34 protein-coding genes are annotated in these 23,734 nt (G+C 63.2%); all 34 read right to left on the bottom strand.

The window, feature by feature from the left end:
- Nucleotides 1-86: 86 nt before the first annotated feature.
- A complete protein-coding gene (gene hisC, locus L6639_RS11135) occupies nucleotides 87-1,160 on the bottom strand; it encodes a histidinol-phosphate transaminase (protein ID WP_237861455.1) in 1,074 nt (357 codons plus the stop codon).
- Nucleotides 1,157-2,473: a chloride channel protein gene (locus L6639_RS11130; protein ID WP_237861454.1), complete on the bottom strand. Its 1,317-nt coding sequence runs from the start codon at nucleotides 2,471-2,473 to the stop codon at nucleotides 1,157-1,159. The genes hisC and L6639_RS11130 overlap by 4 nt, the downstream gene beginning before the upstream one ends.
- Nucleotides 2,474-2,567: 94 nt before the next feature.
- Nucleotides 2,568-3,356, bottom strand: a complete 789-nt coding sequence (locus L6639_RS11125) for an SDR family NAD(P)-dependent oxidoreductase (RefSeq protein WP_237861453.1) — start codon at nucleotides 3,354-3,356, stop codon at nucleotides 2,568-2,570.
- Nucleotides 3,357-3,437: 81 nt separating this feature from the next.
- A complete protein-coding gene (locus L6639_RS11120) occupies nucleotides 3,438-4,274 on the bottom strand; it encodes a c-type cytochrome (protein WP_237861452.1) in 837 nt (278 codons plus the stop codon).
- 123 nt (nucleotides 4,275-4,397) lie between these two features.
- Complete coding sequence (rplQ, locus tag L6639_RS11115) at nucleotides 4,398-4,814, bottom strand: 50S ribosomal protein L17 (RefSeq protein ID WP_057745449.1); 417 nt, start codon at nucleotides 4,812-4,814, stop codon at nucleotides 4,398-4,400.
- Nucleotides 4,815-4,935: 121 nt separating this feature from the next.
- Nucleotides 4,936-5,967 (bottom strand): DNA-directed RNA polymerase subunit alpha, encoded by a 1,032-nt coding sequence (locus L6639_RS11110; protein WP_237861451.1) that lies wholly within the window; start codon nucleotides 5,965-5,967, stop codon nucleotides 4,936-4,938.
- A 112-nt stretch (nucleotides 5,968-6,079) separates the two neighbouring features.
- On the bottom strand, nucleotides 6,080-6,469 hold the full coding sequence (gene rpsK / locus L6639_RS11105) for a 30S ribosomal protein S11 (protein WP_007603045.1): 390 nt from the start codon (nucleotides 6,467-6,469) through the stop codon (nucleotides 6,080-6,082).
- A 122-nt stretch (nucleotides 6,470-6,591) separates the two neighbouring features.
- Nucleotides 6,592-6,960, bottom strand: a complete 369-nt coding sequence (gene rpsM / locus L6639_RS11100) for a 30S ribosomal protein S13 (protein ID WP_014494511.1) — start codon at nucleotides 6,958-6,960, stop codon at nucleotides 6,592-6,594.
- A gap of 188 nt (nucleotides 6,961-7,148) precedes the next feature.
- On the bottom strand, nucleotides 7,149-8,003 hold the full coding sequence (locus L6639_RS11095) for an adenylate kinase (protein ID WP_237861450.1): 855 nt from the start codon (nucleotides 8,001-8,003) through the stop codon (nucleotides 7,149-7,151).
- Nucleotides 8,000-9,205, bottom strand: a complete 1,206-nt coding sequence (locus L6639_RS11090; protein ID WP_276576231.1) for a preprotein translocase subunit SecY — start codon at nucleotides 9,203-9,205, stop codon at nucleotides 8,000-8,002. The genes L6639_RS11095 and L6639_RS11090 overlap by 4 nt, the downstream gene beginning before the upstream one ends.
- A gap of 13 nt (nucleotides 9,206-9,218) precedes the next feature.
- Nucleotides 9,219-10,550 (bottom strand): preprotein translocase subunit SecY, encoded by a 1,332-nt coding sequence (gene secY, locus L6639_RS11085; protein WP_237861446.1) that lies wholly within the window; start codon nucleotides 10,548-10,550, stop codon nucleotides 9,219-9,221.
- 151 nt (nucleotides 10,551-10,701) lie between these two features.
- The gene (gene rplO, locus L6639_RS11080; RefSeq protein WP_128951226.1) at nucleotides 10,702-11,187 is read right to left on the bottom strand and encodes a 50S ribosomal protein L15; all 486 of its coding nucleotides are present in this window, start codon (nucleotides 11,185-11,187) and stop codon (nucleotides 10,702-10,704) included.
- Between the two features lie 75 nt (nucleotides 11,188-11,262).
- Nucleotides 11,263-11,457, bottom strand: a complete 195-nt coding sequence (gene rpmD, locus L6639_RS11075; RefSeq protein ID WP_063682061.1) for a 50S ribosomal protein L30 — start codon at nucleotides 11,455-11,457, stop codon at nucleotides 11,263-11,265.
- A 25-nt stretch (nucleotides 11,458-11,482) separates the two neighbouring features.
- Nucleotides 11,483-12,076 carry a 30S ribosomal protein S5 gene (rpsE, locus tag L6639_RS11070; RefSeq protein ID WP_057745465.1) on the bottom strand — a complete coding sequence of 198 codons (594 nt, stop codon included), beginning with the start codon at nucleotides 12,074-12,076 and terminating at the stop codon, nucleotides 11,483-11,485.
- A 44-nt stretch (nucleotides 12,077-12,120) separates the two neighbouring features.
- Nucleotides 12,121-12,483 carry a 50S ribosomal protein L18 gene (gene rplR / locus L6639_RS11065; protein WP_007603036.1) on the bottom strand — a complete coding sequence of 121 codons (363 nt, stop codon included), beginning with the start codon at nucleotides 12,481-12,483 and terminating at the stop codon, nucleotides 12,121-12,123.
- Between the two features lie 11 nt (nucleotides 12,484-12,494).
- Nucleotides 12,495-13,028, bottom strand: a complete 534-nt coding sequence (rplF, locus tag L6639_RS11060; protein WP_237861445.1) for a 50S ribosomal protein L6 — start codon at nucleotides 13,026-13,028, stop codon at nucleotides 12,495-12,497.
- Nucleotides 13,029-13,044: 16 nt separating this feature from the next.
- Entirely contained in the window at nucleotides 13,045-13,443 is a 399-nt protein-coding gene (rpsH, locus tag L6639_RS11055) for a 30S ribosomal protein S8 (protein ID WP_057745471.1), read from the bottom strand.
- A 14-nt stretch (nucleotides 13,444-13,457) separates the two neighbouring features.
- Nucleotides 13,458-13,763: a 30S ribosomal protein S14 gene (gene rpsN / locus L6639_RS11050; protein WP_027535302.1), complete on the bottom strand. Its 306-nt coding sequence runs from the start codon at nucleotides 13,761-13,763 to the stop codon at nucleotides 13,458-13,460.
- A 46-nt stretch (nucleotides 13,764-13,809) separates the two neighbouring features.
- Nucleotides 13,810-14,367 carry a 50S ribosomal protein L5 gene (rplE, locus tag L6639_RS11045; RefSeq protein ID WP_128966828.1) on the bottom strand — a complete coding sequence of 186 codons (558 nt, stop codon included), beginning with the start codon at nucleotides 14,365-14,367 and terminating at the stop codon, nucleotides 13,810-13,812.
- Entirely contained in the window at nucleotides 14,360-14,674 is a 315-nt protein-coding gene (gene rplX, locus L6639_RS11040) for a 50S ribosomal protein L24 (protein ID WP_007603031.1), read from the bottom strand. Before rplX ends, rplE begins: the two co-directional genes overlap by 8 nt.
- Nucleotides 14,674-15,042: a 50S ribosomal protein L14 gene (gene rplN, locus L6639_RS11035; protein ID WP_008549246.1), complete on the bottom strand. Its 369-nt coding sequence runs from the start codon at nucleotides 15,040-15,042 to the stop codon at nucleotides 14,674-14,676. The genes rplX and rplN overlap by 1 nt, the downstream gene beginning before the upstream one ends.
- Before the next feature lie 84 nt (nucleotides 15,043-15,126).
- Nucleotides 15,127-15,375 carry a 30S ribosomal protein S17 gene (gene rpsQ, locus L6639_RS11030; protein WP_057745481.1) on the bottom strand — a complete coding sequence of 83 codons (249 nt, stop codon included), beginning with the start codon at nucleotides 15,373-15,375 and terminating at the stop codon, nucleotides 15,127-15,129.
- Between the two features lie 13 nt (nucleotides 15,376-15,388).
- Complete coding sequence (rpmC, locus tag L6639_RS11025; protein ID WP_027535297.1) at nucleotides 15,389-15,595, bottom strand: 50S ribosomal protein L29; 207 nt, start codon at nucleotides 15,593-15,595, stop codon at nucleotides 15,389-15,391.
- Between the two features lie 5 nt (nucleotides 15,596-15,600).
- Nucleotides 15,601-16,014 carry a 50S ribosomal protein L16 gene (gene rplP / locus L6639_RS11020; protein WP_008136349.1) on the bottom strand — a complete coding sequence of 138 codons (414 nt, stop codon included), beginning with the start codon at nucleotides 16,012-16,014 and terminating at the stop codon, nucleotides 15,601-15,603.
- Nucleotides 16,015-16,044: 30 nt separating this feature from the next.
- Nucleotides 16,045-16,770 carry a 30S ribosomal protein S3 gene (gene rpsC, locus L6639_RS11015; protein WP_237861444.1) on the bottom strand — a complete coding sequence of 242 codons (726 nt, stop codon included), beginning with the start codon at nucleotides 16,768-16,770 and terminating at the stop codon, nucleotides 16,045-16,047.
- Between the two features lie 18 nt (nucleotides 16,771-16,788).
- Complete coding sequence (rplV, locus tag L6639_RS11010) at nucleotides 16,789-17,178, bottom strand: 50S ribosomal protein L22 (RefSeq protein WP_057745488.1); 390 nt, start codon at nucleotides 17,176-17,178, stop codon at nucleotides 16,789-16,791.
- A 10-nt stretch (nucleotides 17,179-17,188) separates the two neighbouring features.
- The gene (gene rpsS, locus L6639_RS11005; RefSeq protein ID WP_007603021.1) at nucleotides 17,189-17,467 is read right to left on the bottom strand and encodes a 30S ribosomal protein S19; all 279 of its coding nucleotides are present in this window, start codon (nucleotides 17,465-17,467) and stop codon (nucleotides 17,189-17,191) included.
- Between the two features lie 12 nt (nucleotides 17,468-17,479).
- Nucleotides 17,480-18,313 carry a 50S ribosomal protein L2 gene (rplB, locus tag L6639_RS11000; RefSeq protein ID WP_237861443.1) on the bottom strand — a complete coding sequence of 278 codons (834 nt, stop codon included), beginning with the start codon at nucleotides 18,311-18,313 and terminating at the stop codon, nucleotides 17,480-17,482.
- Between the two features lie 12 nt (nucleotides 18,314-18,325).
- Nucleotides 18,326-18,628 carry a 50S ribosomal protein L23 gene (locus L6639_RS10995; RefSeq protein ID WP_237861442.1) on the bottom strand — a complete coding sequence of 101 codons (303 nt, stop codon included), beginning with the start codon at nucleotides 18,626-18,628 and terminating at the stop codon, nucleotides 18,326-18,328.
- Nucleotides 18,625-19,245, bottom strand: a complete 621-nt coding sequence (gene rplD, locus L6639_RS10990; RefSeq protein ID WP_011088150.1) for a 50S ribosomal protein L4 — start codon at nucleotides 19,243-19,245, stop codon at nucleotides 18,625-18,627. The genes L6639_RS10995 and rplD overlap by 4 nt, the downstream gene beginning before the upstream one ends.
- A 1-nt stretch (nucleotide 19,246) precedes the next feature.
- Nucleotides 19,247-19,963, bottom strand: coding sequence for a 50S ribosomal protein L3 (rplC, locus tag L6639_RS10985; protein WP_092294142.1), 717 nt, complete (start codon nucleotides 19,961-19,963; stop codon nucleotides 19,247-19,249).
- 53 nt (nucleotides 19,964-20,016) lie between these two features.
- On the bottom strand, nucleotides 20,017-20,325 hold the full coding sequence (gene rpsJ, locus L6639_RS10980) for a 30S ribosomal protein S10 (RefSeq protein WP_002712302.1): 309 nt from the start codon (nucleotides 20,323-20,325) through the stop codon (nucleotides 20,017-20,019).
- An 82-nt stretch (nucleotides 20,326-20,407) separates the two neighbouring features.
- The gene (gene tuf, locus L6639_RS10975; RefSeq protein ID WP_057745503.1) at nucleotides 20,408-21,598 is read right to left on the bottom strand and encodes an elongation factor Tu; all 1,191 of its coding nucleotides are present in this window, start codon (nucleotides 21,596-21,598) and stop codon (nucleotides 20,408-20,410) included.
- A 40-nt stretch (nucleotides 21,599-21,638) separates the two neighbouring features.
- Entirely contained in the window at nucleotides 21,639-23,711 is a 2,073-nt protein-coding gene (gene fusA, locus L6639_RS10970) for an elongation factor G (protein WP_237861441.1), read from the bottom strand.
- Between the last annotated feature and the right edge of the window lie 23 nt (nucleotides 23,712-23,734).

Raw genomic sequence — 23,734 nt, 5'->3', positions numbered from 1 at the left:
CCACCACCTCGCAATGGCGCGAGAGATGGTGGGCGCGCTTCCGCCTTCGCTCTTCGAGCTACGGCGGACAAGCCGCTTTGCCGACCCTACGATTTCTCGTGTTGTCCCACGATCTCAGCCAACGCCGACAGCAGCCGGTCGATCTGCTCATCCGTTCCGACGGTGATCCGCAAGAAATCCGAGATGCGAGGCGCTGAGAAGTGGCGGACGATCACCGCCTGCTCGCGTAGCGCCGCTGCAAGCGCGGCCCCCTCATACGCGGGATGGCGCGCGAAGACGAAGTTGGCCAGAGACGGCAGCACGTCGAAGCCGGCCGCTTTCAGTCCGCGGGTCAGCCGCTCCCTGCCCTCGATCACGCAAAGGCGGCTCTGTTGGAAATAGGCCTCGTCCGCGATCGACGCGATCGCGCCGGCCTGGGCCGGCCGGCCGAGCGGATATGAATTGAAGCTGTCCTTCACGCGCGTCAGCGCATCGATCAGATCGGCATCGCCGATCGCATATCCGACCCGAAGCCCGGCGAGCGCGCGCGACTTGGACATGGTCTGCACGACCAGCAGATTGCGACGGGACGCGACCAGCGGAATTGCGGTCTCGGCGCCGAAGTCGACATAGGCCTCGTCAACGACCACGGGAATATCGGGATGCTCGTGCAGGAGCGCCGCGATCTCGGCGCGCGACAGCGCGATCCCCGTCGGCGCGTTCGGATTGGGGATGATGATCGCGCCGGCCGGCCGGCGATAATCCGCGATGCGTATCTGCATGGCCTGATCGAGCGGCACGGTCTCATAGGCGATGCCGAACAGACGGCAATAGACCGGATAGAAACTGTAGGTGATATCGGGAAACAGCAGCGGTGCATCGTGCTTCAGCAGCGCGACGAAGGTATGCGCCAGCACCTCGTCCGAGCCGTTGCCGACGAACACCTGCTCCGGTCTCACGCCGTGATAGGCGGCCAGGGCTGCCCGCAGCGCGGTTGCCTGCGGGTCCGGATACAGACGCAGCGTATCGGCTGCCGCGTCGCGGATCGCCTCCAGCGCACGCGGCGACGGGCCGACCGGATTCTCGTTGGTGTTCAGCTTGACCAGGTCCGCCATGCGCGGCTGTTCGCCCGGCACGTAGGGCTTCAAATCATGCGTCAAGCTGCTCCAGAAACGGCTCATCTTCCCTCCCCCTCGCGCGGACGCGTCGCCCGCTCGACAAAGCCTTTCGCGAGCGCGTGATAGATACCCTCCTCGCAGATCATGCGCGAGACGAAATGCGCGATCAGCGCGGCCGCCATCAGCGGCACGACCATGCCGTGATTGTCGGTCATCTCGGTCACGATCACGAAGGCGGTGATCGGCGCCTGCACGACGCCGGCGAAATACGAGACCATGCGGAGCAGCATGATCGCACCAAGCGGCGCGTCGTGGAAGAACGCGGCGATGTTGCTGCCGATGCCGGCGCCGACGGCGAGCGAAGGCGAAAAGATGCCGCCCGGTATGCCGCTGATCGCGGCGAAGCTCGTCGCCAGCAGCTTGAGCACGCCGAAGTTCTGCGGCAGCGGGGTGCCGTGATCCAGCGCCTCTTTCACCTGCACGTATCCCGTGCCGTAAACTGTATCGCCCGACACCAGGCCGCAAATCGCCACGGCGAAGCCGCAGGCAAAAGCAAACCAGAGTGGGTGGCCCTTGATCGCACGTCCGAGCGGGTTCTTGAAACCGCGCGCCATGGCGATGACAACACGGCTGAACAGGCCGCCGGCGAGGCCGCCGACGACGCCGCAGGCCGGAACGGCCAGCCAGTCGGCGCCACGCGCCAGCGACATCGCGCTGCTGCCGAAATAGGCGTAATTGCCGGCCAGCGCGAGAGACGTCAGGCCGGCGGCGATGACGGCGGCAATGATCAGGCTGGATGTGCGGGTCTCGAATGCTCGGCTCATCTCCTCGATGCCGAAGACGATTCCGGCGAGCGGCGTATTGAAGGCCGCGGCGACGCCGGCAGCCGCACCGGCCAGGATCAATCCAGGCTGGCGACGCGGCGAGACACGACCGAGCGCGAACATGATGGACGCGCCGACCTGAACGGTCGGCCCTTCCCGCCCCACAGAGCCGCCGCACAGCAACCCGAACAGGGTCAGGATCATCTTGCCGATCGCGATCCGGATGGAGACCAGGCTCTCACGCGCCGCCTGATCGGTCAGATGGCGCGCGGCGATCGCCTGCGGGATGCCGCTGCCCTGCGCATTCGGAAAAAGACGGATGGTCATATAGGCCGACAGCATGAAGCCGAGCGGCGTCACCGCCAGCACGGCATAGCGCGACTTGGCCAGCAGGAGCGCGAAGGCGTGCTGCGCGAGATCGGCCAGCTGCGCCAGCGCCACCGCTGCAGCGCCGACCCCGATCCCGCCGAGCAGAAAGATCGCCCGCCGCTGCCAGCGCGCGGATGTCAGCCTGAACAGGCGCTTGTGGCGGGTCGAGAGGGGCCAGAGCATGGTGGCCCGTTTTAGCCAGTCTCGCCACGAATGAAAGGGGCGCGGGAGCAGAACAGCTAGGCTGGAACTCCCGCTCCCGACGCCCGATGACGGCTTAAGCGATAGTGTTGACGATGCCGCCTTCTGCCCGTAGCGCCGCGCCGTTGGTCGCGGATGCCTCCTTCGAGGCGACATAGACCACCATGTTGGCGATCTCGTCGACGCTGGCAAAACGCTGGATCAGCGAGCTCGGGCGGTGCTGCCTGACGAAATTGGCGGCGGCTTCATCCACCGATTGCCCGTTTTGCCAGGCGAGATCCTTCACGAAAGTCTCGACGCCCTCGGACATGGTCGGGCCAGGCAGCACCGAGTTCACGGTAACGCTGGTACCCTGGGTGAGCTGCGCGAGGCCACGCGCGACCGCGAGCTGGGCTGTTTTGCTCATGCCGTAGTGAATCATCTCGGCGGGAATATTGAGTCCGGACTCGGAGGAGATGAAGACGATGCGGCCCCAGTTGCGCTTCAGCATGCCCTGCATGTAGGCGCGCGACAGCCGCACGCCGCTCATCACGTTGACCTCGAAGAAGCGGCTCCAATCCTCGTCCGGAATCTCGAAGAAGCCCTTCGGCTCGAAGATGCCGGCGTTGTTGATGAGGATGTCGACCTCAGGCAGTGCCGCCACCAGCGCCTTGCAGCCAGCAGCGGTCGAGACGTCGGCGGCGATGCCTCGCACCTTGCTACCCGTCCCTTCCAGCTTGCGCACAGCGGCATCGACCTTGTCCCGGCCGCGCCCATTGATCACGACGCTCGCACCCGAGCCCGCGAGGCCCTTGGCGATGGCGTGGCCGATGCCGGCGGTCGAGCCGGTGACGAGAGCAGTCTTTCCGGAAAGGTCGATCTTCATCAGTCAATCTCCATTGCTGTTGACGGAGATATCGTGCGCTGCGCACGCAGCTTCAATCGTCCCTCACCGACGCGTGAGGTTTCAGCTTTTCGGCGGTAGCGTTCGGACGAACGCGACGATGGCATCGAGATCCTGGGCCGTCATGGTGGCGTAGCCAGCATAAGCCATCGGCGGCTTGAGCTTGCGACCATCGCGCGCGACGCCTTGCGTAATCGCACGTTTGATTTCGTCGTCGCTCCACTGCCCGATGCCGGCCGCAGGATCCGAGGTGATGTTGGGCGAGACAGATTCGCCCCACGGCCCTCTGAAGGTGCGTCCACCCTTCCCGCTGGCATCAGCGAAGTCGTGCACGACGGACCGGCCCTCCGGCGTGTGGCATTCGAGGCAATGGGCGATGGTCAGGAGGTAGCGGCCGCGGGCAAGCTTGTCGGCCAGCTCCGCCTCGGTCGCCTGCTTGCCCGCATAGGTCGGCATTTCTGGCTTCAGTGAGATCTTGTATTCCGGCGCCGGCGTCTCGCGATGCACCGATGGCACCGAGCGCAAGTAGGCAGTGAGTGCATCGAGATCGCGGGTCGTGAGCACCGTGTAGAAGATGGTCGGCATGATCGGCGCAACGGCCGATCCGTTCGGCCTGACGCCGCTGACGAGGAAATGCTTCAGCTCGGCATCGCTCCAGCTGCCGATGCCGGTCTCCTTATCGGGCGTGATGTTGGATGCGGTGACCTTGAAAGCGGGCTCGTCAAAGGTCTGGCCGCCCGAGAGCATGCGCGTCATGTCGAGGCCCTGGGGCCCACGCGGCGTGTGGCAGTTGTTACAGACCATCACGCTGCCAACGAGATAGGCGCCGCGCTCGACCAGCGTCTCGGCTGTAGCGGGCGATATCAGCAGCGCCAGCGCAATCCCAAAGGCGATCCTCATCGAAGCCCCAATCAAAACGTTCTGTCAAAATCATCGCGTGCGCAGCATGAGAAATGGCTGCGGGATACAAAAAAGCGGCACCCGAGGGCGCCGCTTTCTCAAAAAATTCAAATGCCGTCCGGCTTACGCCGCCTCGGCTTCCTTTGCCTGCACCGGACCTGAGTCCTGGCCCTTGGCATCGACGTCGCGATCGACGAACTCGATCACGGCCATCGCGGCGTTGTCGCCGTAGCGGAAGCCGGCCTTGATGATGCGGGTGTAGCCGCCCTGGCGATCCTTGTAGCGGGGCGCCAGAACATCGAACAGCTTCTTGACCTGGTCCTTGTCGCGCATCTCGGAGATGGCCTGGCGGCGCATGGAGAGGCCGCCCTTCTTGCCGAGAGTGACGAGCTTCTCGACGATCGGACGAAGCTCCTTGGCCTTGGGCAGCGTGGTGACGATCTGCTCGTGCTTGATCAGCGCGGCCGCCATGTTGGCGAACATCGCGCGGCGGTGCTCGGCCGTGCGGTTGAGCTTCCGATGAACCTTGCCGTGACGCATGTGTGGTGTCCTTACTTAAAACTGCCGCGACGGTTCGTCGGACATGTTGCTCAGGTGGGCTGCCTGCGTTCGCCCAATAAAAATCGTGGCCGGATGACTCCGGCCACGACTGTGGAAATACTCAGTAGTGATCCTCGAAGCGCTTGGCGAGCTCGTCGATGTTCTCCGGCGGCCAGCCCGGCACTTCCATGCCGAGATGCAGACCCATCTGGGCCAGCACTTCCTTGATCTCGTTCAGCGACTTGCGACCGAAGTTCGGGGTGCGGAGCATTTCCGCTTCGCTCTTCTGCACGAGGTCGCCGATGTAGACGATGTTGTCGTTCTTCAAGCAGTTGGCCGAACGCACCGACAGCTCGAGCTCGTCCACCTTCTTGAGGAAGGCCGGGTTGAAGGCGAGGTCCGGGATGATTTCCTGGGCGACTTCCTTGCGCGGCTCTTCGAAGTTGACGAACACGTTGAGCTGATCCTGCAGGATGCGGGCGGCGTAGGCCACCGAGTCATCCGGCGAGATCGCGCCGTCGGTCTCGATCGTCATGGTCAGCTTGTCGTAGTCGAGGATCTGGCCCTCGCGGGTGTTCTCGACCTTGTAGGAGACCTTGCGGACCGGCGAGTACAGGCTGTCGACCGGGATCAGGCCGATCGGCGCGTCCTCGGGACGGTTGCGCTCGGCCGGCACGTAGCCCTTGCCGGTGGAGACCGTGAACTCCATGCGGATCTCGGCGCCCTCGTCGAGCGTGCAGATCTGGAGGTCCGGGTTCAGCACGACGACGTCGCCGACGGTCTGGATGTCGCCAGCTGTGACAGTGCCCGGGCCCGACTTCTTCACGACCATGCGCTTGGGGCCTTCGCCCTGCATCTTGATCGCGATGTCCTTGATGTTCAGCACGATGTCGGTGACGTCCTCACGGACGCCAGCGATCGAGGAGAACTCGTGCAGCACGCCGTCGATGTGCACCGACTGCACCGCCGCGCCCTGGAGCGAGGAGAGCAGGATGCGGCGCAGCGCGTTGCCGAGCGTCTGGCCGAAACCACGCTCGAGCGGCTCGGCGACGATGGTCGCGAAACGCGAGGAATCGCTGCCGGGCTGCACCTGGAGCTTGTTCGGCCGAATCAGTTCTTGCCAATTTTTCTGGATCGTCACTGTTTCACCCATACAGGCCAGTCGATTTGAAAATTCAAACACTGGCGTTGGAGAAAGGCCGCAGATCAAACCCGCGGCTTCTTAAAAAAAGCATCGCGGGCACCACAGCGCCCGCAACTTCGTATCAGACGCGCCGACGCTTGCGCGGACGGCAACCGTTGTGCGGGATCGTGGTCACGTCGCGGATCGAGGTGACGGTGAAGCCCGCGGCCTGCAGCGCGCGGAGCGCCGACTCACGGCCCGAACCGGGACCGGCGACTTCGACTTCCAGCGTGCGCATGCCGTGTTCCTGCGCCTTCTTGGACACGTCTTCAGCGGCGACCTGCGCGGCATACGGGGTCGACTTGCGCGAGCCCTTGAAGCCCATCGTGCCGGCGGAAGACCAGGCAATCGTGTTGCCCTGTGCGTCGGTGATGGTGATGGTCGTGTTGTTGAAGGACGAGTTCACGTGCGCGACGCCGGAGGCGATGTTCTTACGCTCACGACGACGAACGCGGGTGGCTTCCTTGCCCATAGAGTACCTTTCCTGGAGATCTCAAACGCCGCCGTAATGCCAGCGGCTACACCTGATGGAACGAAAGGCGCGTGGCGAACGGGTTTCCCCTATCGCCACACGCCGCGATTGGATTCGAAAACTTACTTCTTCTTGCCGGCGATGGCCTTGGCCGGACCCTTGCGCGTACGCGCATTGGTGTGGGTGCGCTGACCGCGCACCGGCAGACCGCGACGATGACGCAGGCCGCGATAGCAGCCGAGGTCCATCAGACGCTTGATGTTGATACCGACTTCACGACGCAGATCACCCTCGACGAGATAGTCGCGGTCAATGACTTCGCGGATCTGGAGCACTTCGGCATCGCTGAGCTGATTGACGCGACGATCCTCGGGGATCTTCACCTTTTCGAGGATCTCACCAGCGATCTTCTGGCCGATGCCATGGATGTACTGGAGCGCGATCAGCACGCGCTTGTTGGTCGGAATGTTCACGCCGGCAATACGGGCCACGGCCTTCTCTCCTGTTGCCGATCCCTCGTCAGGAATCGGGCTTTAAGTGCTTATGTTTCTCGGGCAGGTGTTCACAAACGCGAACACGACGCCCACCCCTAGTCTTCCTGGGGCCCGGCATCGTTTGAAACTATCCGACTTGGATGCGGGGCTTATTAAGGGATTCAGGGGGCTTTCGTCAACCGCCGCTAGCGCTTGGCTCGCTTTTTCGTGACCTTTTTTGCGGCCTTTTTGGCACCCTTTTTGACTGCCGTCTTGGCGGCCTTCTTGACCGATTTCTTGGCAACCTTCTTCGCCGCTTTCTTGGCGCCCTTCACAGCCTTTTTGGCTGATTTCGCCGATTTGGCAGCCTTTTTGGCCGTTTTCGCCGGCTTTTTGGCTACCTTGGCCTTCTTGGCCCCCTTCTTGGCGGGCGCTGCCTTGGCCGCGCTACGAGCATGGGTCTTGGGCTCGACCGCGCCCAGCGCCAGCAGCTGGCGGTGGATGGCACGGGTGACCTCGTCGATGGCCATCATGCCGTCGATGGTCGAGAGCTTCCGGCGCTCGGAATAGTAGTGAATCAGTGGTTCCGTCTGGCTGCGGTAGCTGGCGAGTCGCCTGGTCAGGACCTCCGGGGTGTCGTCGACCCGGACCTCCTCCCCGCGCTCCCGCATCTGGGCGACACGGGTCTCGACGCGGCTCAAGAGTGCACTCTCGTTGACGCGCAACTCGATCACGGCGTCGAGCTTCATGTGCTTGTGCTTCAGGAGCTCGTCCAGCGCCTCGGCCTGCGGCACAGTGCGCGGGAATCCGTCCAGGATGAAACCATTCTTCGCGTCCGGCTGGTCGATCCGATCGGAGATGATTCCAACCACGATGTCGTCAGGGACGAGACCGCCGCTGGCCATGATCTCCTTGGCCTTGAGCCCGACCGGCGTTCCGGCCGCGACGGCTGCGCGCAACATCTCGCCGGTCGAGAGCTGGACGATGCCATAGCGCTGCACCAGTCGCTGCGCCTGGGTCCCCTTGCCCGACCCTGGCGGTCCAAGAAGTATAATTCTCATCGGCGTACGCCCCCCGGATTGGTGAGCGATAGGTCGCGCACCTGTGTTTGAATGTCGAGAATAGTGCAAACCACAATCAGCGCTGCACCACCACCCATTTTGTAATCTAGCCCATTCCCGTAGGCCAAGAACACCTCCGGAATCAGCGAAATCGCAGTCAAATAGGCCGCACCCAACAGCGTCGTCGACGACACCACGCGGTCGAGATATTCAGCGGTGGCCTCACCCGGCATGACGCCGGGAATCACCCCGCCCTGCCGGGCAAGCGATTCGGCGGCGTTATCGGGATCGACGACAAACGCCGTGTAGACGATTGCGAGCACGAACACGGCAAGCGATCCGACGATGAGATGCGCCGGCCGGCCATAGTGAAGATGCAGATAGACCGCGTTGAGCCAGGGCGTATCGGCAGTGAAGATCCAATCGGCAAAGGCGAGCGGCAAATAGATCAGCCACGGCCCCACTGTGCTGGGCACCAGATAACCGGCGCTGTTGATCTTGATCGGCAGCACTACCGCACGCGACAGAAGGACGCGCTCACCGACGCGGCGCTCGGCAAATTGCACCGGCACATTCCGCCGCGCGGATTCGACGACGACGATCAGCACGACCATCGCTATCCAAAGCGCCGCATGGCCCAGCACGAGATTGCTGGAAACCGCGCCACGCCGCACCAAGTCGAGAATCGCGGCGAGCTCACCCGGAAGGTCAGGAATGATGGCCACGCTGAGAATCAGCGCGAGGCCGTTGCCGATGCCGCGGCGCGTAATCTGCTCACTGAGCCAGATCAGAAAGAACACGCCCCCCGTCATCGAGACTGCGGTCGAGAGCACGAACCAGCCGCCGGAATCAGCGGCGATCTCCGGAATCCGCTGAATGGCCGTCGCTATGCCCCAGGCCTGGAACGTGGTGAGCAGCAGGGTGAGAAGCAGCGTGTAGCGCGCGATGCTGGTGCGGCCGCGCTCGCTGGAGCGCTCGATCGCGCTGAGCCGTTTCCAGACCAGCGACAGCAATCGAATGAAGATCGCCGCGCTCAGATAGGGGATGAGACCAAGAGAGAAGATCGACAACCGGGCAAATGCGCCCGGCGGCAGTGCGCCCATCGACGTCCAGACGCCGGTGACCGGGATGTGCGTTCCGAGCCTATAAACGAGAAGCGCGCCGATCGTGATAGCGATGCGGCGCGCGAGCTCGTTCGTCATCTTGCGGTGCGCGCTACCTGCGGCGGCCCCGCAGCTTCGACTTGCGGATCAGGCCTTCGTACTGATGAGCCAGCAGATAGCCCTGCACCTGCGCCACCGTGTCCATGGTGACACTGACAACGATCAGCAACGAGGTGCCGCCGAAATAGAACGGCACCGAGGCGTAGGAGATCAGGATCTCCGGGATCAAGCAGACGATCGCCAGGTAGATCGCACCCAGCACGGTGATGCGCGACAGCACGTAGTCGATATATTCGGCCGTGCGCTCGCCGGGGCGGATACCCGGGACGAAGCCGCCGTGCTTCTTCAGATTGTCGGCGGTCTCGGTCGGGTTGAACACGATCGCGGTGTAGAAGAAGGCGAAGAACACGATCAGCGCGAGATAGAGGATCAGAAACAGCGGACGGCCGTGGCCGAGCTGGGTGGTGATCCACTGGAACCATTCCGGCCCCTTGCCGGCGTTGAAGTTCGCAACCGTGGTCGGCAGCAGCAGCAGCGAGGACGCGAAGATCGGCGGAATCACGCCCGAGGTGTTGAGCTTGAGCGGCAGATGCGAGGACTGGCCCTCGAACATCTTGTTGCCTACCTGGCGCTTCGGATACTGGATCAGCAGCCGGCGCTGGGCACGCTCCATGAACACGATGAAGGCGATCACAGCGACCGCCATCACGATCACGACCAGGATCAGGCCGGTCGACATCGCACCCTGACGGCCAAGCTCGAGCATGTTGGCGAGCGCCGCCGGCAGCTCGGCAACGATGCCGGAGAGAATGATCAGCGAGATACCGTTGCCGATACCGCGCGAGGTGATCTGCTCGCCCAGCCACATCAGGAACATGGTGCCGCCGGTCAGCGTGATCGCGGTGGAAAGACGGAAGAACATGCCGGGATCGCTGACGACGTTGCCGGCGCCTTCGAGACCGACCGCGATGCCGTAGGACTGGAACGCGGCCAGGATCACCGTCAGATAGCGGGTGTACTGGTTCAGCGTCTTGCGGCCCGCCTCACCTTCCTTCTTCAGCGCCTCGAGCTGCGGCGAGACGGTGGTCAGGAGCTGAATGATGATCGAGGCCGAGATGTACGGCATGATGTTCAGCGCGAAGATCGCCATGCGATGGATACCGCCGCCGGCGAACATGTTGAACATGCCGAGGATGCCGCCCGCCTGCGACTTGAACACCTGCTCCCAGATGTTGGGATCGATGCCGGGCAGCGGGATGTAGGTGCCGAGCCGATAAACGAGCAGCGCACCCAGCGTGAACCAGATGCGCTTCTTCAGTTCGTCGGCCTTGGCGAACGCGCCGAAATTGAGGTTGGCTGCCAGTTGTTCCGCTGCAGAGGCCATATTGGACTTTCTCCCGCCGCCTTTTGCGCCGTCATACCCGCGGCCGGGCTATTCTAGCGGACGCCGGACATTATCTGGGGCTTCGGCTTCGATAAGTCCATCGTCCCGCATGCGAAAAAGGCCCGCGAGGCGCGGGCCAATGACGCGTTTGTTACGCCGCCTCGCCTTCTTCCTTGGCAGGGGCGAGGATCTTCACCGAACCACCGGCCTTCTCGACCGCTTCGATCGCGGACTTGGTGGCGCCGTGGACTTCGATGTTCAGCTTGGCCTTGAGCTCGCCGCGGCCGAGCAGCCGCAGGCCGGCCTTGGCGCGACGCAGCACGCCTGCCTTCACCAGCGCCTCGACGTTGACGACGCTGCCAGTGTCGAGCTTCTTGGCATCGACCGCATCCTGGAGACGGTCGAGATTGATCTCGGCGTACTCAACGCGGAAGATGTTGTTGAAGCCGCGCTTGGGCAGACGGCGATGCATCGGCATCTGGCCGCCCTCGAAACCCTTGATGCGCACGCCCGAACGCGCGGTCTGGCCCTTGCCGCCGCGGCCGGACTGCTTGCCCTTGCCCGAACCGATGCCACGGCCGACGCGCATGCGCTTCTTGCGCGAGCCGGCGTTGTCGGCGATATCGCTGAGCTTCATCGCCCTGCTCCTTGTGTTTTGCGCATGATCTGGTCCGAAAACCGGGATCCGCCCTTTGGGATCATGCGCGCAATTTTACTTCTCGTCGACGATGCGAACGAGATGGTGAACCTTTTCGATCATGCCGCGGACGGCCGGGGTGTCCGGCAGTTCGCTGACGCGGCCGATCTTGTTGAGCTTGAGCCCGATCAGCGTCGAACGCTGCGAGTGATGGCGGCGGATCGCGCTGCCGGTCTGCTCGAGCTTGATCGTCTTTGCGGCCTTGGCCATCGTGGTCTACTCCGAAAAGCGTTGGTTAGTCAGCCGCCGCCTCGGCATCGCCGCCGATGCGACGACCCTGGAGGGTGGACACCTTGATGTTGCGGCGCGCCGCGACCGAACGCGGTGAGTCCTGGTGCTTCAGCGCATCGAAGGTCGCGCGAACCATGTTGTACGGGTTCGACGAGCCGATCGACTTCGCCACCACGTCCTGGACGCCGAGCGTCTCGAACACGGCGCGCATCGGGCCACCGGCGATGATGCCGGTACCGGCCGGAGCTGCACGCAGGTAGACGCGGCCAGCGCCATGACGGCCGGCGATGTCGTGATGCAGCGTACGACCCTCGCGCAGCGACACGCGGGTCAGGTTGCGCTTGGCGGACTCGGTGGCCTTGCGGATCGCCTCGGGCACTTCGCGCGCCTTGCCATGACCGAAGCCGGCGCGGCCCTTCTGATCGCCGATCACGACCAGCGCAGCGAAACCGAAGCGCTTGCCGCCCTTGACGACCTTGGCCACGCGATTGATGTGGACGAGCTTGTCGACGAACTCGCTGTCGCGCTCCTCGCGCTCCTTGCGTTCACGCCCGCCGCCGCGTTGATCGCGTCCACCACGTTGTTCGCGTTCTGCCATTTTTCCAATCCTTCAGAGGCTTGCGCCTCAATCCTCAAATTCTGTTAGAAGCTCAGCCCGCTCTCACGCGCAGCGTCGGCGAGAGCCTTGACGCGCCCGTGGTAGAGGTAGCTGCCGCGATCGAACACGACTTCCTTGACGCCCTTCTCGGCGGCGCGTTCGGCCAGCAGCTTGCCGACCGCCTTCGCTGCATCGATGTCGGCGCCGGTCTTGCCGCCGTCGCGCATCGACTTCTCAAGCGACGAGGCAGAGGCCAGCGTCTCGCCCTTCAGGTCGTCGATGACCTGGGCGTAGATGTGCTTGGACGAGCGGAACACCGACAGACGCGGACGACCACCACCGGAGCGGCGCAGCTTCAGCCGCACACTCCGCTTGCGCCGGGCATTGGTAACCTTGGCTTTGGACATGACCGGCTCCGTTACTTCTTCTTGCCTTCCTTGCGGAAGATGAATTCGCCCACATACTTCACGCCCTTGCCCTTGTAGGGCTCCGGCGGACGATAGGAGCGGATCTCGGCGGCAACCTGGCCGACGCGCTGAATGTCGCTGCCCGACACCGTGATTTCGGTCGGCTTCGGCACGGCGATCGTGATCCCTTCCGGGATCGCGTAGATCACGTCGTGGCTGTAACCGAGCGCGAGCTGCAGGTTCTTGCCCTGCATCGCGGCGCGGTAACCGACGCCGGTGATCTCAAGCTTCTTCTCGAAGCCCTTGGTGACGCCTTCGACCAGATTCGCGACCTGGGCGCGAGCGGTGCCATACAGCGCCCGCGCGCGATTGGTCTCAGCCCGCGGCTTGACCTTGATCTGGCCGCTCTCGAGCTTCACCTCGACGTCGTCATGGACGACGAACTGAAGCTGGCCCTTCGGGCCCTTCATCTTGACGGTCTGCCCATCGACGGTCGCGGTCACACCGGACGGCACCGCCACAGGCCTTTTGCCAACTCGTGACATGGATCAAAAACCCTTCTCAGAACACCGTGAAGAGGACTTCACCGCCCACGTTCGCTTCACGCGCACTGTGGTCGGCCATGATCCCCTTCGGCGTCGACAACACCGAAATACCGAGCCCGTTATTGACCCGCGGCAGGTTCTTCACCGAGGCGTACACGCGACGCCCTGGCTTGGAGACACGTTCGATCTCGCGGATGACGGGCTCGCCGTCGAAATACTTCAGCTCGATCTCGATCTCGCTGCGGCCCGAGGCGTGCTCGAGGGTGGCGTAACCGCGGATGTAGCCCTCGCTCTTGAGCACTTCGAGGACGTTCTCGCGCATCTTCGAGCCGGGCGTGGAGACCTTGCTCTTGGAGCGCATCTGCGCGTTGCGGATGCGGGTGATCAGATCGCTGATTGGATCGTGCGTAGACATCTAAACGACCCTCCTTACCAGCTCGACTTCACGAGGCCCGGGACCATGCCCTTGGAGCCAAGGTCGCGGAGCGCGATACGGGACAGCTTGTTCTTGCGATAGTTCGAGCGCGGGCGGCCCGACAGCTCGCAACGCAGACGAATGCGGGTGGCCGACGAATTGCGCGGCATTTCCGCAAGCTTCAGGGTGGCGGCGAACCGCTCCTCCATCGGCAGCGTCTTGTCGGCGATGATCGCCTTCAACCGCTCGCGCTTCGGGGCGGCGTTCTTCACCATCCGCTTGCGCCGGTTGTTCTTCTCGATTGAACTCTTCTTTGCCATGCTTGGCTCCTGGGTATCCGCGTTTGAGAGGCTTTAGGTCAGCGTCTCACTGCCGGAACGGGAAATTGAAAGCGGTCAACAAGGCCCTCGCCTCTTCGTCGGTCTTGGCCGTGGTGCAGACGGTGATGTCCATACCACGGGCTTCCGTGACCTTGTCGAAGTCGATCTCGGGGAAAATGATGTGCTCCTTGATGCCGAGCGAGTAGTTGCCGCGGCCGTCAAAGCTCTTCGGGTTCAGGCCGCGGAAGTCGCGGACGCGCGGCAGCGCGACCGTCACCAGGCGATCGATGAACTCGTACATACGGGCCTTGCGCAGCGTGACCTTGCAGCCGATCGGCTGATTCTCACGCAGCTTGAAGGTCGCGATCGCGATACGCGAGTAGGTCACGATTGCCTTCTGGCCGGCGATCTGGGTCAGCTCGGCAGCTGCGGTCTCGGCCTTCTTGCGGTCGTTGACGGAATCGCCAACGCCCATGTTCAGCACGACCTTGTCCAGACGCGGAACCTGCATCACGTTCTGATAACCGAACTTCTCGGTCATCGCCGTGCGGATCTTCGCATCGTATTCCGCGCGCAGGCGCGGGGTATAAGCGGCCTCAGCCATCGATCTCAGCTCCCGAGCTCTTGGCGATGCGGACCTTCTTGCCGTCCGCCAGAATCTTGAATCCGACGCGGGTCGGCTTTCCGTCCTTGCCGACATACGCGATGTTGGACAGTTGGATCGGCGACTCCTTCGAGATGATGCCGCCCTCCTGGGCCTGCGTCTGCTTCTGGTGACGCTTGACCATGTTGATGCCGCGCACGAGCGCCGTACCGGCGTCGGGGCGAACTTCAAACACCTCGCCGGTGCGACCCTTGTCGCGGCCGGTCAGCACGACGACCTTGTCGCCCTTGCGGATCTTCGCAGCCATCACAGCACCTCCGGCGCGAGCGAAATGATCTTCATGTGATTTTTCGCACGCAGCTCGCGCGGCACGGGCCCGAAGATACGGGTGCCGACCGGCTCGGCCTGGTTGTTGATCAGGACAGCGGCGTTGCGGTCGAAGCGGATGACCGAACCGTCAGCGCGGCGGATGTCCTTGCGGACACGCACCACGACGGCCTTCATCACGTCGCCCTTCTTCACCTTGCCACGCGGAATGGCTTCCTTGATCGAGACGACAATGATGTCGCCGATCGTCGCGTAGCGGCGCTTGGAGCCTCCGAGCACCTTGATACACATGACACGGCGTGCGCCAGAATTATCGGCCACGTCGAGGTTGGTCTGCATCTGAATCATTGATGCACCTCGTCCTCTTTCTCTTTGCGCCAGCCTAGCCGGCGCTCAACATTTCCCTGAAGTCAGTCGGCCAAGGCCAACAGATCAGGCGCTTTTCTTGTGTTCGCCCCGGATCACGATCCAGCACTTCAACTTCGAAATCGGCTTGGTCTCTTCGATCCAGACCATGTCGCCCGGCTTGAACTCGTTGTTCTCGTCGTGCGCGTGGTAGTTCTTCGAACGACGGATCGTCTTCTTGTAGATCGGGTGCGTGAAGCGGCGATCGACGCGCACCACGACGGTCTTGGCAGTCTTGTCGCTGACGACCACGCCTTGCAAAGTACGTTTCGGCATATCCGTTAGCCCCTTACTTCTTCTTCGCGCGCGCTTGCGCGGCGACGGTCTTGATCCGGGCGATGTCGCGGCGAGCCTCGCGCAGACGCGAGGTGTTCTCGAGCTGCCCGGTGGCACGCTGGAAGCGCAGGTTGAAGCGCTCCTTCTTCAGGTTCAGGACGGCATCGTCCTGCTGGTCGGGGCTCATCGCGCGGATGTCTTCGATCTTCATCTGGGCCATGGCCATTACTCCGCAATGCGCTCGACGAAGCGCGTCTTGATCGGCAGCTTGGCGGCCGCGAGCGTCAGCGCTTCGCGCGCCGTCTGGGTGTTGACGCCGTCGATCTCGAACAGCACCCGGCCCGGCTTGACGCGGGCGACCCACAGTTCCGGCGAACCCTTGCCGGAGCCCATGCGGACTTCGGCCGGCTTCTTCGACACCGGAACGTCGGGGAACACGCGGATCCAGACGCGGCCGGCGCGCTTCATGTGGCGGGTCAGCGCGCGGCGGGCGGCTTCGATCTGGCGCGCGGTGACGCGCTCAGGCTCGGTCGCCTTCAGGCCGAACTGGCCGAACGCCAACGTCGCGCCCGACGACGCAACGCCGTGGATACGGCCCTTATGCGCCTTCCGGAACTTCGTTTTCTTAGGTTGCATCATGGCTTTAAGCCCTCAAATTCCTGTGCTGGATCAGGCCGCAGCCGTATCGCGGCGCTGACGGCCACCACGATCACCACCGCCACCCGTCTCGCCTTCGGCCATTCTCTTGTCCTGGGCCATCGGATCGTGCTCGAGGATCTCACCCTTGAAGATCCAGACCTTGACGCCGCAGGTGCCGAAGGTCGTGAACGCGGTCGCAACGCCGTAATCGATGTCGGCGCGCAGGGTGTGCAGCGGCACGCGGCCTTCGCGATACCACTCCATGCGCGCGATTTCCGCACCGCCCAGACGACCCGAGCAGTTGATGCGGATGCCTTCCGCGCCGAGACGCATCGCCGATTGAACGGCGCGCTTCATGGCACGGCGGAACGCAACGCGGCGCTCCAGCTGCTGGGCGATCGACTCGGCCACCAGCGTCGCATCGAGCTCCGGCTTGCGGATTTCGACGATGTTGATGACGACGTCGGACGAGGTGATGTCCGCGACCTTCTTGCGCAGCTTGTCGATGTCGGCGCCCTTCTTGCCGATCACCACGCCCGGACGAGCCGAGTGGATGGTGACGCGGCACTTCTTGTGCGGACGCTCGATCACGATGCGGGCGACGGCCGCCTGCTTGAGCTCCTTGTGCAGGATCTCGCGGATCTTGACGTCCTCGTGCAGCAGCTTGCCGTATTCCTGCTTGCCGGCGAACCAGCGGGAATCCCAGGTCCGGTTGATGCCGAGACGCAGACCGATCGGATTGATCTTTTGACCCATCGTTTTCTCCTGCGGCCCTTAAGCCGCTGCTGCTTCGGCTTCGACCTGACGAACAATGATCGTCAGCTGCGAAAATGGTTTGTAGACACGGCCCGAGCGGCCACGGCCGCGGGCGGCAAAACGCTTCATCACGAGGCCGTTGCCGACGAAGGCCTGCGCCACCACGAGATCATCGACGTCGAGGTCGTGGTTGTTCTCGGCATTGGCGATAGCCGATTCCAGGCACTTCTTCACGTCGACCGCGATCCGCTTGCGCGAGAACTGCAGATCGGCGAGCGCAGCGGAAGCCTTCCGGCCGCGAATGAGCTGGGCGACCAGGTTGAGCTTCTGCGGGCTCACCCGCAGCATCCGGGCGACCGCCTTGGCCTCGTTCTCGGCGAGGCTCCGTTCGCGCTTAGGTTTGCTCATCGTTTAATCCTCAAGCCTTCTTGGCTTTCTTGTCGCCGGAGTGGCCATGGAAGGTCCGGGTCGGCGAGAACTCGCCGAACTTGTGACCCACCATTTCCTCGTTGACGGCCACCGGCACGTGCTTCTGACCGTTGTAGACGCCGAAGGTCAGACCGACGAATTGCGGCAGGATCGTCGAGCGACGGCTCCAGATCTTGATGACGTCGTGACGGCCGGACGAGCGGGCGGCATCTGCCTTCTTGAGCAGAGAACCCTCGACGAACGGGCCTTTCCAGACTGAACGAACCATGTCCGGCGTTCCTTACTTCTTCCGCTTGTGGCGGCTTAGGAGAATGAATTTGTTGGTCGACTTGTTGGTGCGGGTCTTCTTGCCCTTGGTCGGCTTGCCCCACGGGGTGACCGGGTGGCGACCGCCCGAGGTACGACCTTCACCACCGCCGTGCGGATGGTCGATGGGGTTCATCGAAACGCCGCGGTTATGCGGCTTGCGGCCCAGCCAACGGTTGCGGCCGGCCTTGCCGATCGAGGTATTCATGTGATCCGGGTTCGACACCGCGCCGATCGTGCCGCGGCAACGGCCGTGCACCAGGCGCTGCTCACCCGAATTCAGACGGATGATCACGTAGTCCTGATCGCGACCGACGAGCTGGGCATAGGTGCCGGCGGAGCGGGCGAGCTGACCGCCCTTCCCGATCTTGACCTCGATGTTGTGGATGATCGTGCCGACCGGCATGTTGCCAAGCGGCATGACGTTGCCCGGCTTCACGTCCACATAGTTGCCGGCAACCACGGAATCGCCGACCGCCAGACGCTGCGGCGCCAGGATATAGGCCTGGGTGCCGTCTTCGTACTTGACCAGCGCGATAAACGCGGTGCGGTTCGGATCGTATTCCAGCCGCTCAACGGTCGCGGGCGCGTCGACCTTGTCGCGCTTGAAGTCGACAATGCGGAGGGTCTGCTTGTGACCGCCGCCGCGGAAGCGCACGGTGATGCGACCGGTGTTGTTGCGACCGCCCGAGGAGTGCTTGCCTTCGGTGAGCGCCTTGACCGGCTTGCCCTTGTAGAGGGCCGAACGATCGACCATCACCAGCTGGCGCTGGCCCGGTGTCGTGGGATTGAATTTCTTCAGTGCCATCGTCGTGCGACCTTACAGACCGGTGGTCACGTCGATCCGATGACCCTCTTCGAGGGTCACGATCGCGCGCTTGGTGTTCGACTGCGAACCGAGATTGCCGCGGAAGACCTTGGTCTTGCCCTTGCGGACCAGCGTGTTGACGCTCTTGACCTTGACGTCGAACAGCTTCTCGATCGCTTCCTTGATCTGCGGCTTGGTCGCCTTCGCGGCCACCTTGAACAGGACCTTGTTGTGCTCGGACGCCAGCGTCGCCTTTTCGGTGACGACCGGTGCGACGATCACGTCATAATGCCGAGGCTCGATGTTCTTGCTCATTTGAAGCGCGCCTCCAGCGCATCGATGGCGGCCTTGGTCAGAACGAGCTTCTGACGGCGCAGGATGTCATAGACGTTGATGCCCTGGATCGGCAGCACGTCCATGTTCGGGATGTTGCGGGCCGCAGCCGCAAAGCCGTTGTTGAGCTCGGCACCGTCGATGATCAGCGCGTTGGTCAAGCCGAGGCCCGAGAAGTGACCGAGCAGCGCCTTGGTCTTGGCGGCTTCCAGCGCGGCCTTGTCGATCACGAGCAGATCGCCGTCCTTGGCCTTGGCCGACAGTGCATGCTTGAGAGCAAGCGCACGGACCTTCTTCGGCAGGTCGGTGGCGTGCGAACGCACGACCGGTCCGAAGGCACGACCGCCGCCGCGGAACTGCGGCACGCGGGCCGAGCCGTGACGAGCACCGCCGGTGCCCTTCTGCTTGTACATCTTCTTGCCGGTGCGCCAGATCTCGGCGCGACCCTTGGCCTTGTGCGTGCCGGCCTGACGCTTGTTGAGCTGCCACTGCACGCAACGCGCAATGATGTCCTGGCGCGGCTCAAGGCCGAAAATGGCGTCGGACAGCTGGACCGAGCCCGCTTCCTTACCTTCGAGGGTGGTGACCTTTAGTTCCATCTCACGCACCCTCTTGCTGGGCCGCAGCCTCGGCTTCGCCGCCCGCAACCTTGAACTTGCCGGGCTTCGGAGCTTCCTTCGGCAGCGGCTTCTTGACGGCGTCGCGCACGCGGATCCAGCCGCCCTTGGAGCCGGGAACGGCGCCTTCGACGAGGATCAGGCCACGCTCGACATCGGTCTGGACGACGCGAAGGTTCAGCGTGGTGATGCGATCGACACCCATGTGGCCGGGCATCTTCTTGTTCTTCCAGGTCTTGCCGGGGTCCTGACGGCCACCGGTCGAACCGATTGAACGATGCGAGACCGACACACCGTGCGTGGCTCGCAGACCGCCGAAATTCCAGCGCTTCATGCCGCCGGCAAAGCCCTTACCGACCGAAGTGCCGGTAACGTCGACGAACTGGCCGACGACGAAATGGTCGGCGAGGATCTCGGCGCCCACGGGGATCATGGCGTCCGCGGACACGCGGAACTCCTCGACCTGCCGCTTCGGCTCGACCTTGGCGACCGCGAACTGGCCGCGCTCAGCCTTGGGCATGTACACGGTCTTGCGGCTGCCAGAACCAAGCTGGAGCGCGACGTAACCGTTCTTCTCTTCAGTGCGGTGGCCTACGACCTGGCAATTGCCGAGCTTCAGCACGGTCACGGGGATATGTTCGCCGGCCTCTGTAAAGACCCGCGTCATCCCGACCTTTTGTGCGATCACTCCGGAGCGCATCGGCGTGCTTCCTGTTCTTTCTGTCCGCGAGGTGCGAACGTGATCCAAAAATCTTAGAGCTTGATCTCGACGTCGACACCGGCGGCCAGGTCGAGCTTCATCAAAGCATCGACGGTCTGCGGGGTCGGATCGACGATGTCGAGCAGGCGCTTGTGAGTGCGCATCTCGAACTGTTCGCGGCTCTTCTTGTCAACGTGCGGCGAACGGTTGACGGTGAACTTCTCGATGCGGGTGGGCAGCGGAATGGGTCCGCGGACCTGCGCACCGGTGCGCTTCGCCGTGTTCACGATCTCGCGGGTCGACGTATCGAGGATACGATGGTCGAACGCCTTGAGACGGATGCGAATATTTTGGCCGTTCATTGCCGTGGTCTCTCTTCGTTGGGTGGCGAATAGCGAATAGCGAATGTGTCCATTCGCTACTCGCCGATCCCTATTCTCGTAATTACTCGATGATCGAAGCGACGACGCCGGCGCCGACGGTGCGGCCGCCTTCGCGGATCGCGAAGCGGAGCTTCTCTTCCATCGCGATCGGCACGATCAGGTGCACTTCCATCGCAATGTTGTCGCCCGGCATCACCATCTCGGTACCTTCCGGCAGATGCACGACACCGGTCACGTCGGTGGTGCGGAAGTAGAACTGCGGACGATAGTTGGTGAAGAACGGGGTGTGACGACCGCCCTCTTCCTTGGTGAGGATGTAAGCCTCAGCCTTGAACTTGGTGTGCGGCTTGACCGAACCCGGCTTACAGAGCACCTGGCCGCGCTCGACGTCTTCACGCTTGGTACCGCGGAGCAGCGCACCGATGTTGTCGCCGGCCTGGCCCTGATCGAGCAGCTTGCGGAACATTTCGACGCCGGTGACGGTGGTCTTCTGGGTGGCGCGGAGACCGACGATCTCGATTTCCTCGCCGACCTTGACGACGCCGCGCTCGACACGGCCGGTCACGACGGTGCCGCGGCCCGAGATCGAGAACACGTCTTCAACCGGCATCAGGAACGGCTGGTCGATCGGACGCTCCGGCTGCGGGATGTAGCTGTCGACGTTCTTCATCAGCTCGAGGATGGCGTCGTGGCCGAGCTTCTTGTCCGAGTCTTCGAGGGCGGCGAGAGCCGAACCCTTGATGATCGGGATCTTGTCGCCCGGGAAGTCGTACTTCGAGAGCAGCTCGCGGACTTCGAGCTCGACGAGCTCGAGCAGTTCCGGATCGTCGACCATGTCGCACTTGTTGAGGAACACGACGAGCGCGGGCACGCCGACCTGGCGGGCGAGCAGGATGTGCTCGCGGGTCTGCGGCATCGGGCCGTCAGCAGCCGACACGACCAGGATAGCACCGTCCATCTGTGCGGCGCCGGTGATCATGTTCTTCACGTAGTCGGCGTGGCCGGGGCAGTCGACGTGCGCGTAGTGGCGGTTCGGCGTCTCGTACTCGACGTGCGCGGTCGAGATAGTGATGCCGCGCGCCTTCTCTTCCGGCGCCTTGTCGATCTGGTCGTACGCGGTGAACGTCGCACCGCCGGCTTCGGCGAGAACCTTGGTGATCGCCGCGGTCAGCGACGTCTTGCCATGGTCGACGTGACCGATGGTGCCGATGTTGCAGTGCGGCTTGGTACGTTCAAACTTTGCTTTGGCCATTTGACTCTCCGTTCAATCGTCAGCTTTAGACCGACGACAATCAGGCAAACTTCTTTTGGACTTCCGCCGACACGTTAGCCGGCGCTTCTGCGTAGTGATCGAACTGCATGGTGAAGGTCGCGCGCCCCTGGCTCATCGAGCGCAGGTTGTTCACGTAACCGAACATGTTCATGAGCGGCACCATCGCGTTGATGACGTTGGCGTTGCCGCGCATGTCCTGGCCCTGGATCTGACCGCGCCGGGAATTCAGGTCGCCAATGACCGAACCGGTATAGTCTTCCGGGGTCACCACTTCGACCTTCATGATCGGCTCGAGCAGGACGGACTTGCCCTTCTGCAGCGCTTCGCGGAAAGCCGCGCGCGATGCGATTTCGAAGGCGAGCGCCGACGAGTCGACGTCGTGATACTTGCCGTCGACGAGCTGAACCTTGACGTCGACCACGGGGAAGCCCGCGACCACGCCAGAGCTCATCACGCTGTTGAGGCCCTTTTCGACGCCGGGGATGTATTCCTTCGGCACCGCGCCACCAACGATCTTCGACTCGAACTCGTAGCCCTTGCCGGGCTCGTTCGGCTCGACGACGATCGACACTTCGGCGAACTGACCGGTACCACCGGTCTGCTTCTTGTGGGTGTACTTGACCTCGGCCTTCTTGGTGACGCGCTCACGGAACGCAACCTGGGGCGCGCCGATGTTGGCGTCGACCTTGTAGGTACGGCGGAGGATGTCGACCTTGATGTCGAGATGGAGTTCGCCCATGCCCTTGAGGATGGTCTGACCGGACTCCTGGTCGGTCGAGACGCGGAAGGACGGATCCTCCGCAGCGAGCTTGGCCAGCGCCACGCCGAGCTTTTCCTGGTCGGCCTTGGACTTCGGCTCGATCGCGATCTCGATGACCGGCTCGGGGAATTCCATCTTCTCCAGGACCACCTGCTTGTCGGGATCGCACAGCGTGTCACCGGTGCGCGCTTCCTTCAGGCCGGCCAGCGCGACGATATCGCCGGCATAGGCTTCCTTGATGTCTTCGCGGTTGTTCGCATGCATCAACAGCATGCGCCCAATGCGCTCCTTCTTCTCGCGGGTCGAGTTCACGACGCCGGTGCCGCTCTGCAGAACGCCGGAGTAGATGCGGCAGAATGTAATGGTGCCGACGAACGGGTCGTCCATGATCTTGAACGCGAGCAGCGCGAGCGGCTCCTTGTCGTCCGCCCTGCGCACGACTTCGTTGCCGCTGTCGTCGGTGCCCTTGATCGCGGGCACGTCGATCGGCGACGGCAGATAGTCGACGACGGCGTCGAGCAGCGGCTGCACGCCCTTGTTCTTGAAGGCCGAGCCGCACAGCACGGGATAGAACGCACCGGTCAGCACCGCCTTGCGCAGCAGGCGCTTCAGGGTCGCCTCATCAGGCTCCTTACCGTCGAGATAGGCGGCCATGGCGTCGTCGTCGAGCTCGACGGCGGCTTCCACCATCTTCTCGCGGTATTCCTTGGCCTGATCGACCATGTCTTCCGGAATGTCGACATAGTCGAACTTCGCGCCGAGCGACTCGTCGTTCCAGACGATGCCCTTCATCTTCACGAGGTCGACGAGACCCTTGAAGTTGTTCTCGGCACCGATCGGAAGCTGGATCGCGATCGGCTTGGCACCGAGGCGGTCAACGATGTCGGCCAGGCACTTGAAGAAGTCGGCGCCGGTCTTGTCCATCTTGTTGGCGAAGACGATGCGCGGAACCTTGTACTTGTCGCCCTGGCGCCAGACGGTCTCGGTCTGGGGCTCAACGCCCTGGTTCGAGTCGAGCACGCAGACGGCGCCGTCGAGCACGCGCAGCGAACGCTCGACTTCGATGGTGAAGTCGACGTGGCCGGGAGTATCGATGATGTTCAGGCGCTTGCCGGCCCAGAACGCGGTGGTCGCAGCCGAGGTGATCGTGATGCCACGCTCCTGCTCCTGCTCCATCCAGTCCATCGTCGCGGCACCTTCGTGCACTTCGCCGATCTTGTGGCTCTTGCCGGTGTAATAGAGGATGCGCTCGGTCGTCGTCGTCTTGCCGGCGTCGATATGGGCCATGATACCGAAGTTGCGGTAGTCTTCGATGGCATGTTGGCGGGGCATGGGGTGTTCCTTGCGAGTCCGTT

This window comes from Bradyrhizobium zhengyangense, assembly GCF_022012555.1.
GTDB classification, from domain to species: Bacteria; Pseudomonadota; Alphaproteobacteria; order Rhizobiales; family Xanthobacteraceae; genus Bradyrhizobium; species Bradyrhizobium zhengyangense.
The sequence above is the reverse complement of the archived record's forward strand: the minus strand, read 5'-3'. Positions and strand labels throughout refer to the sequence as shown.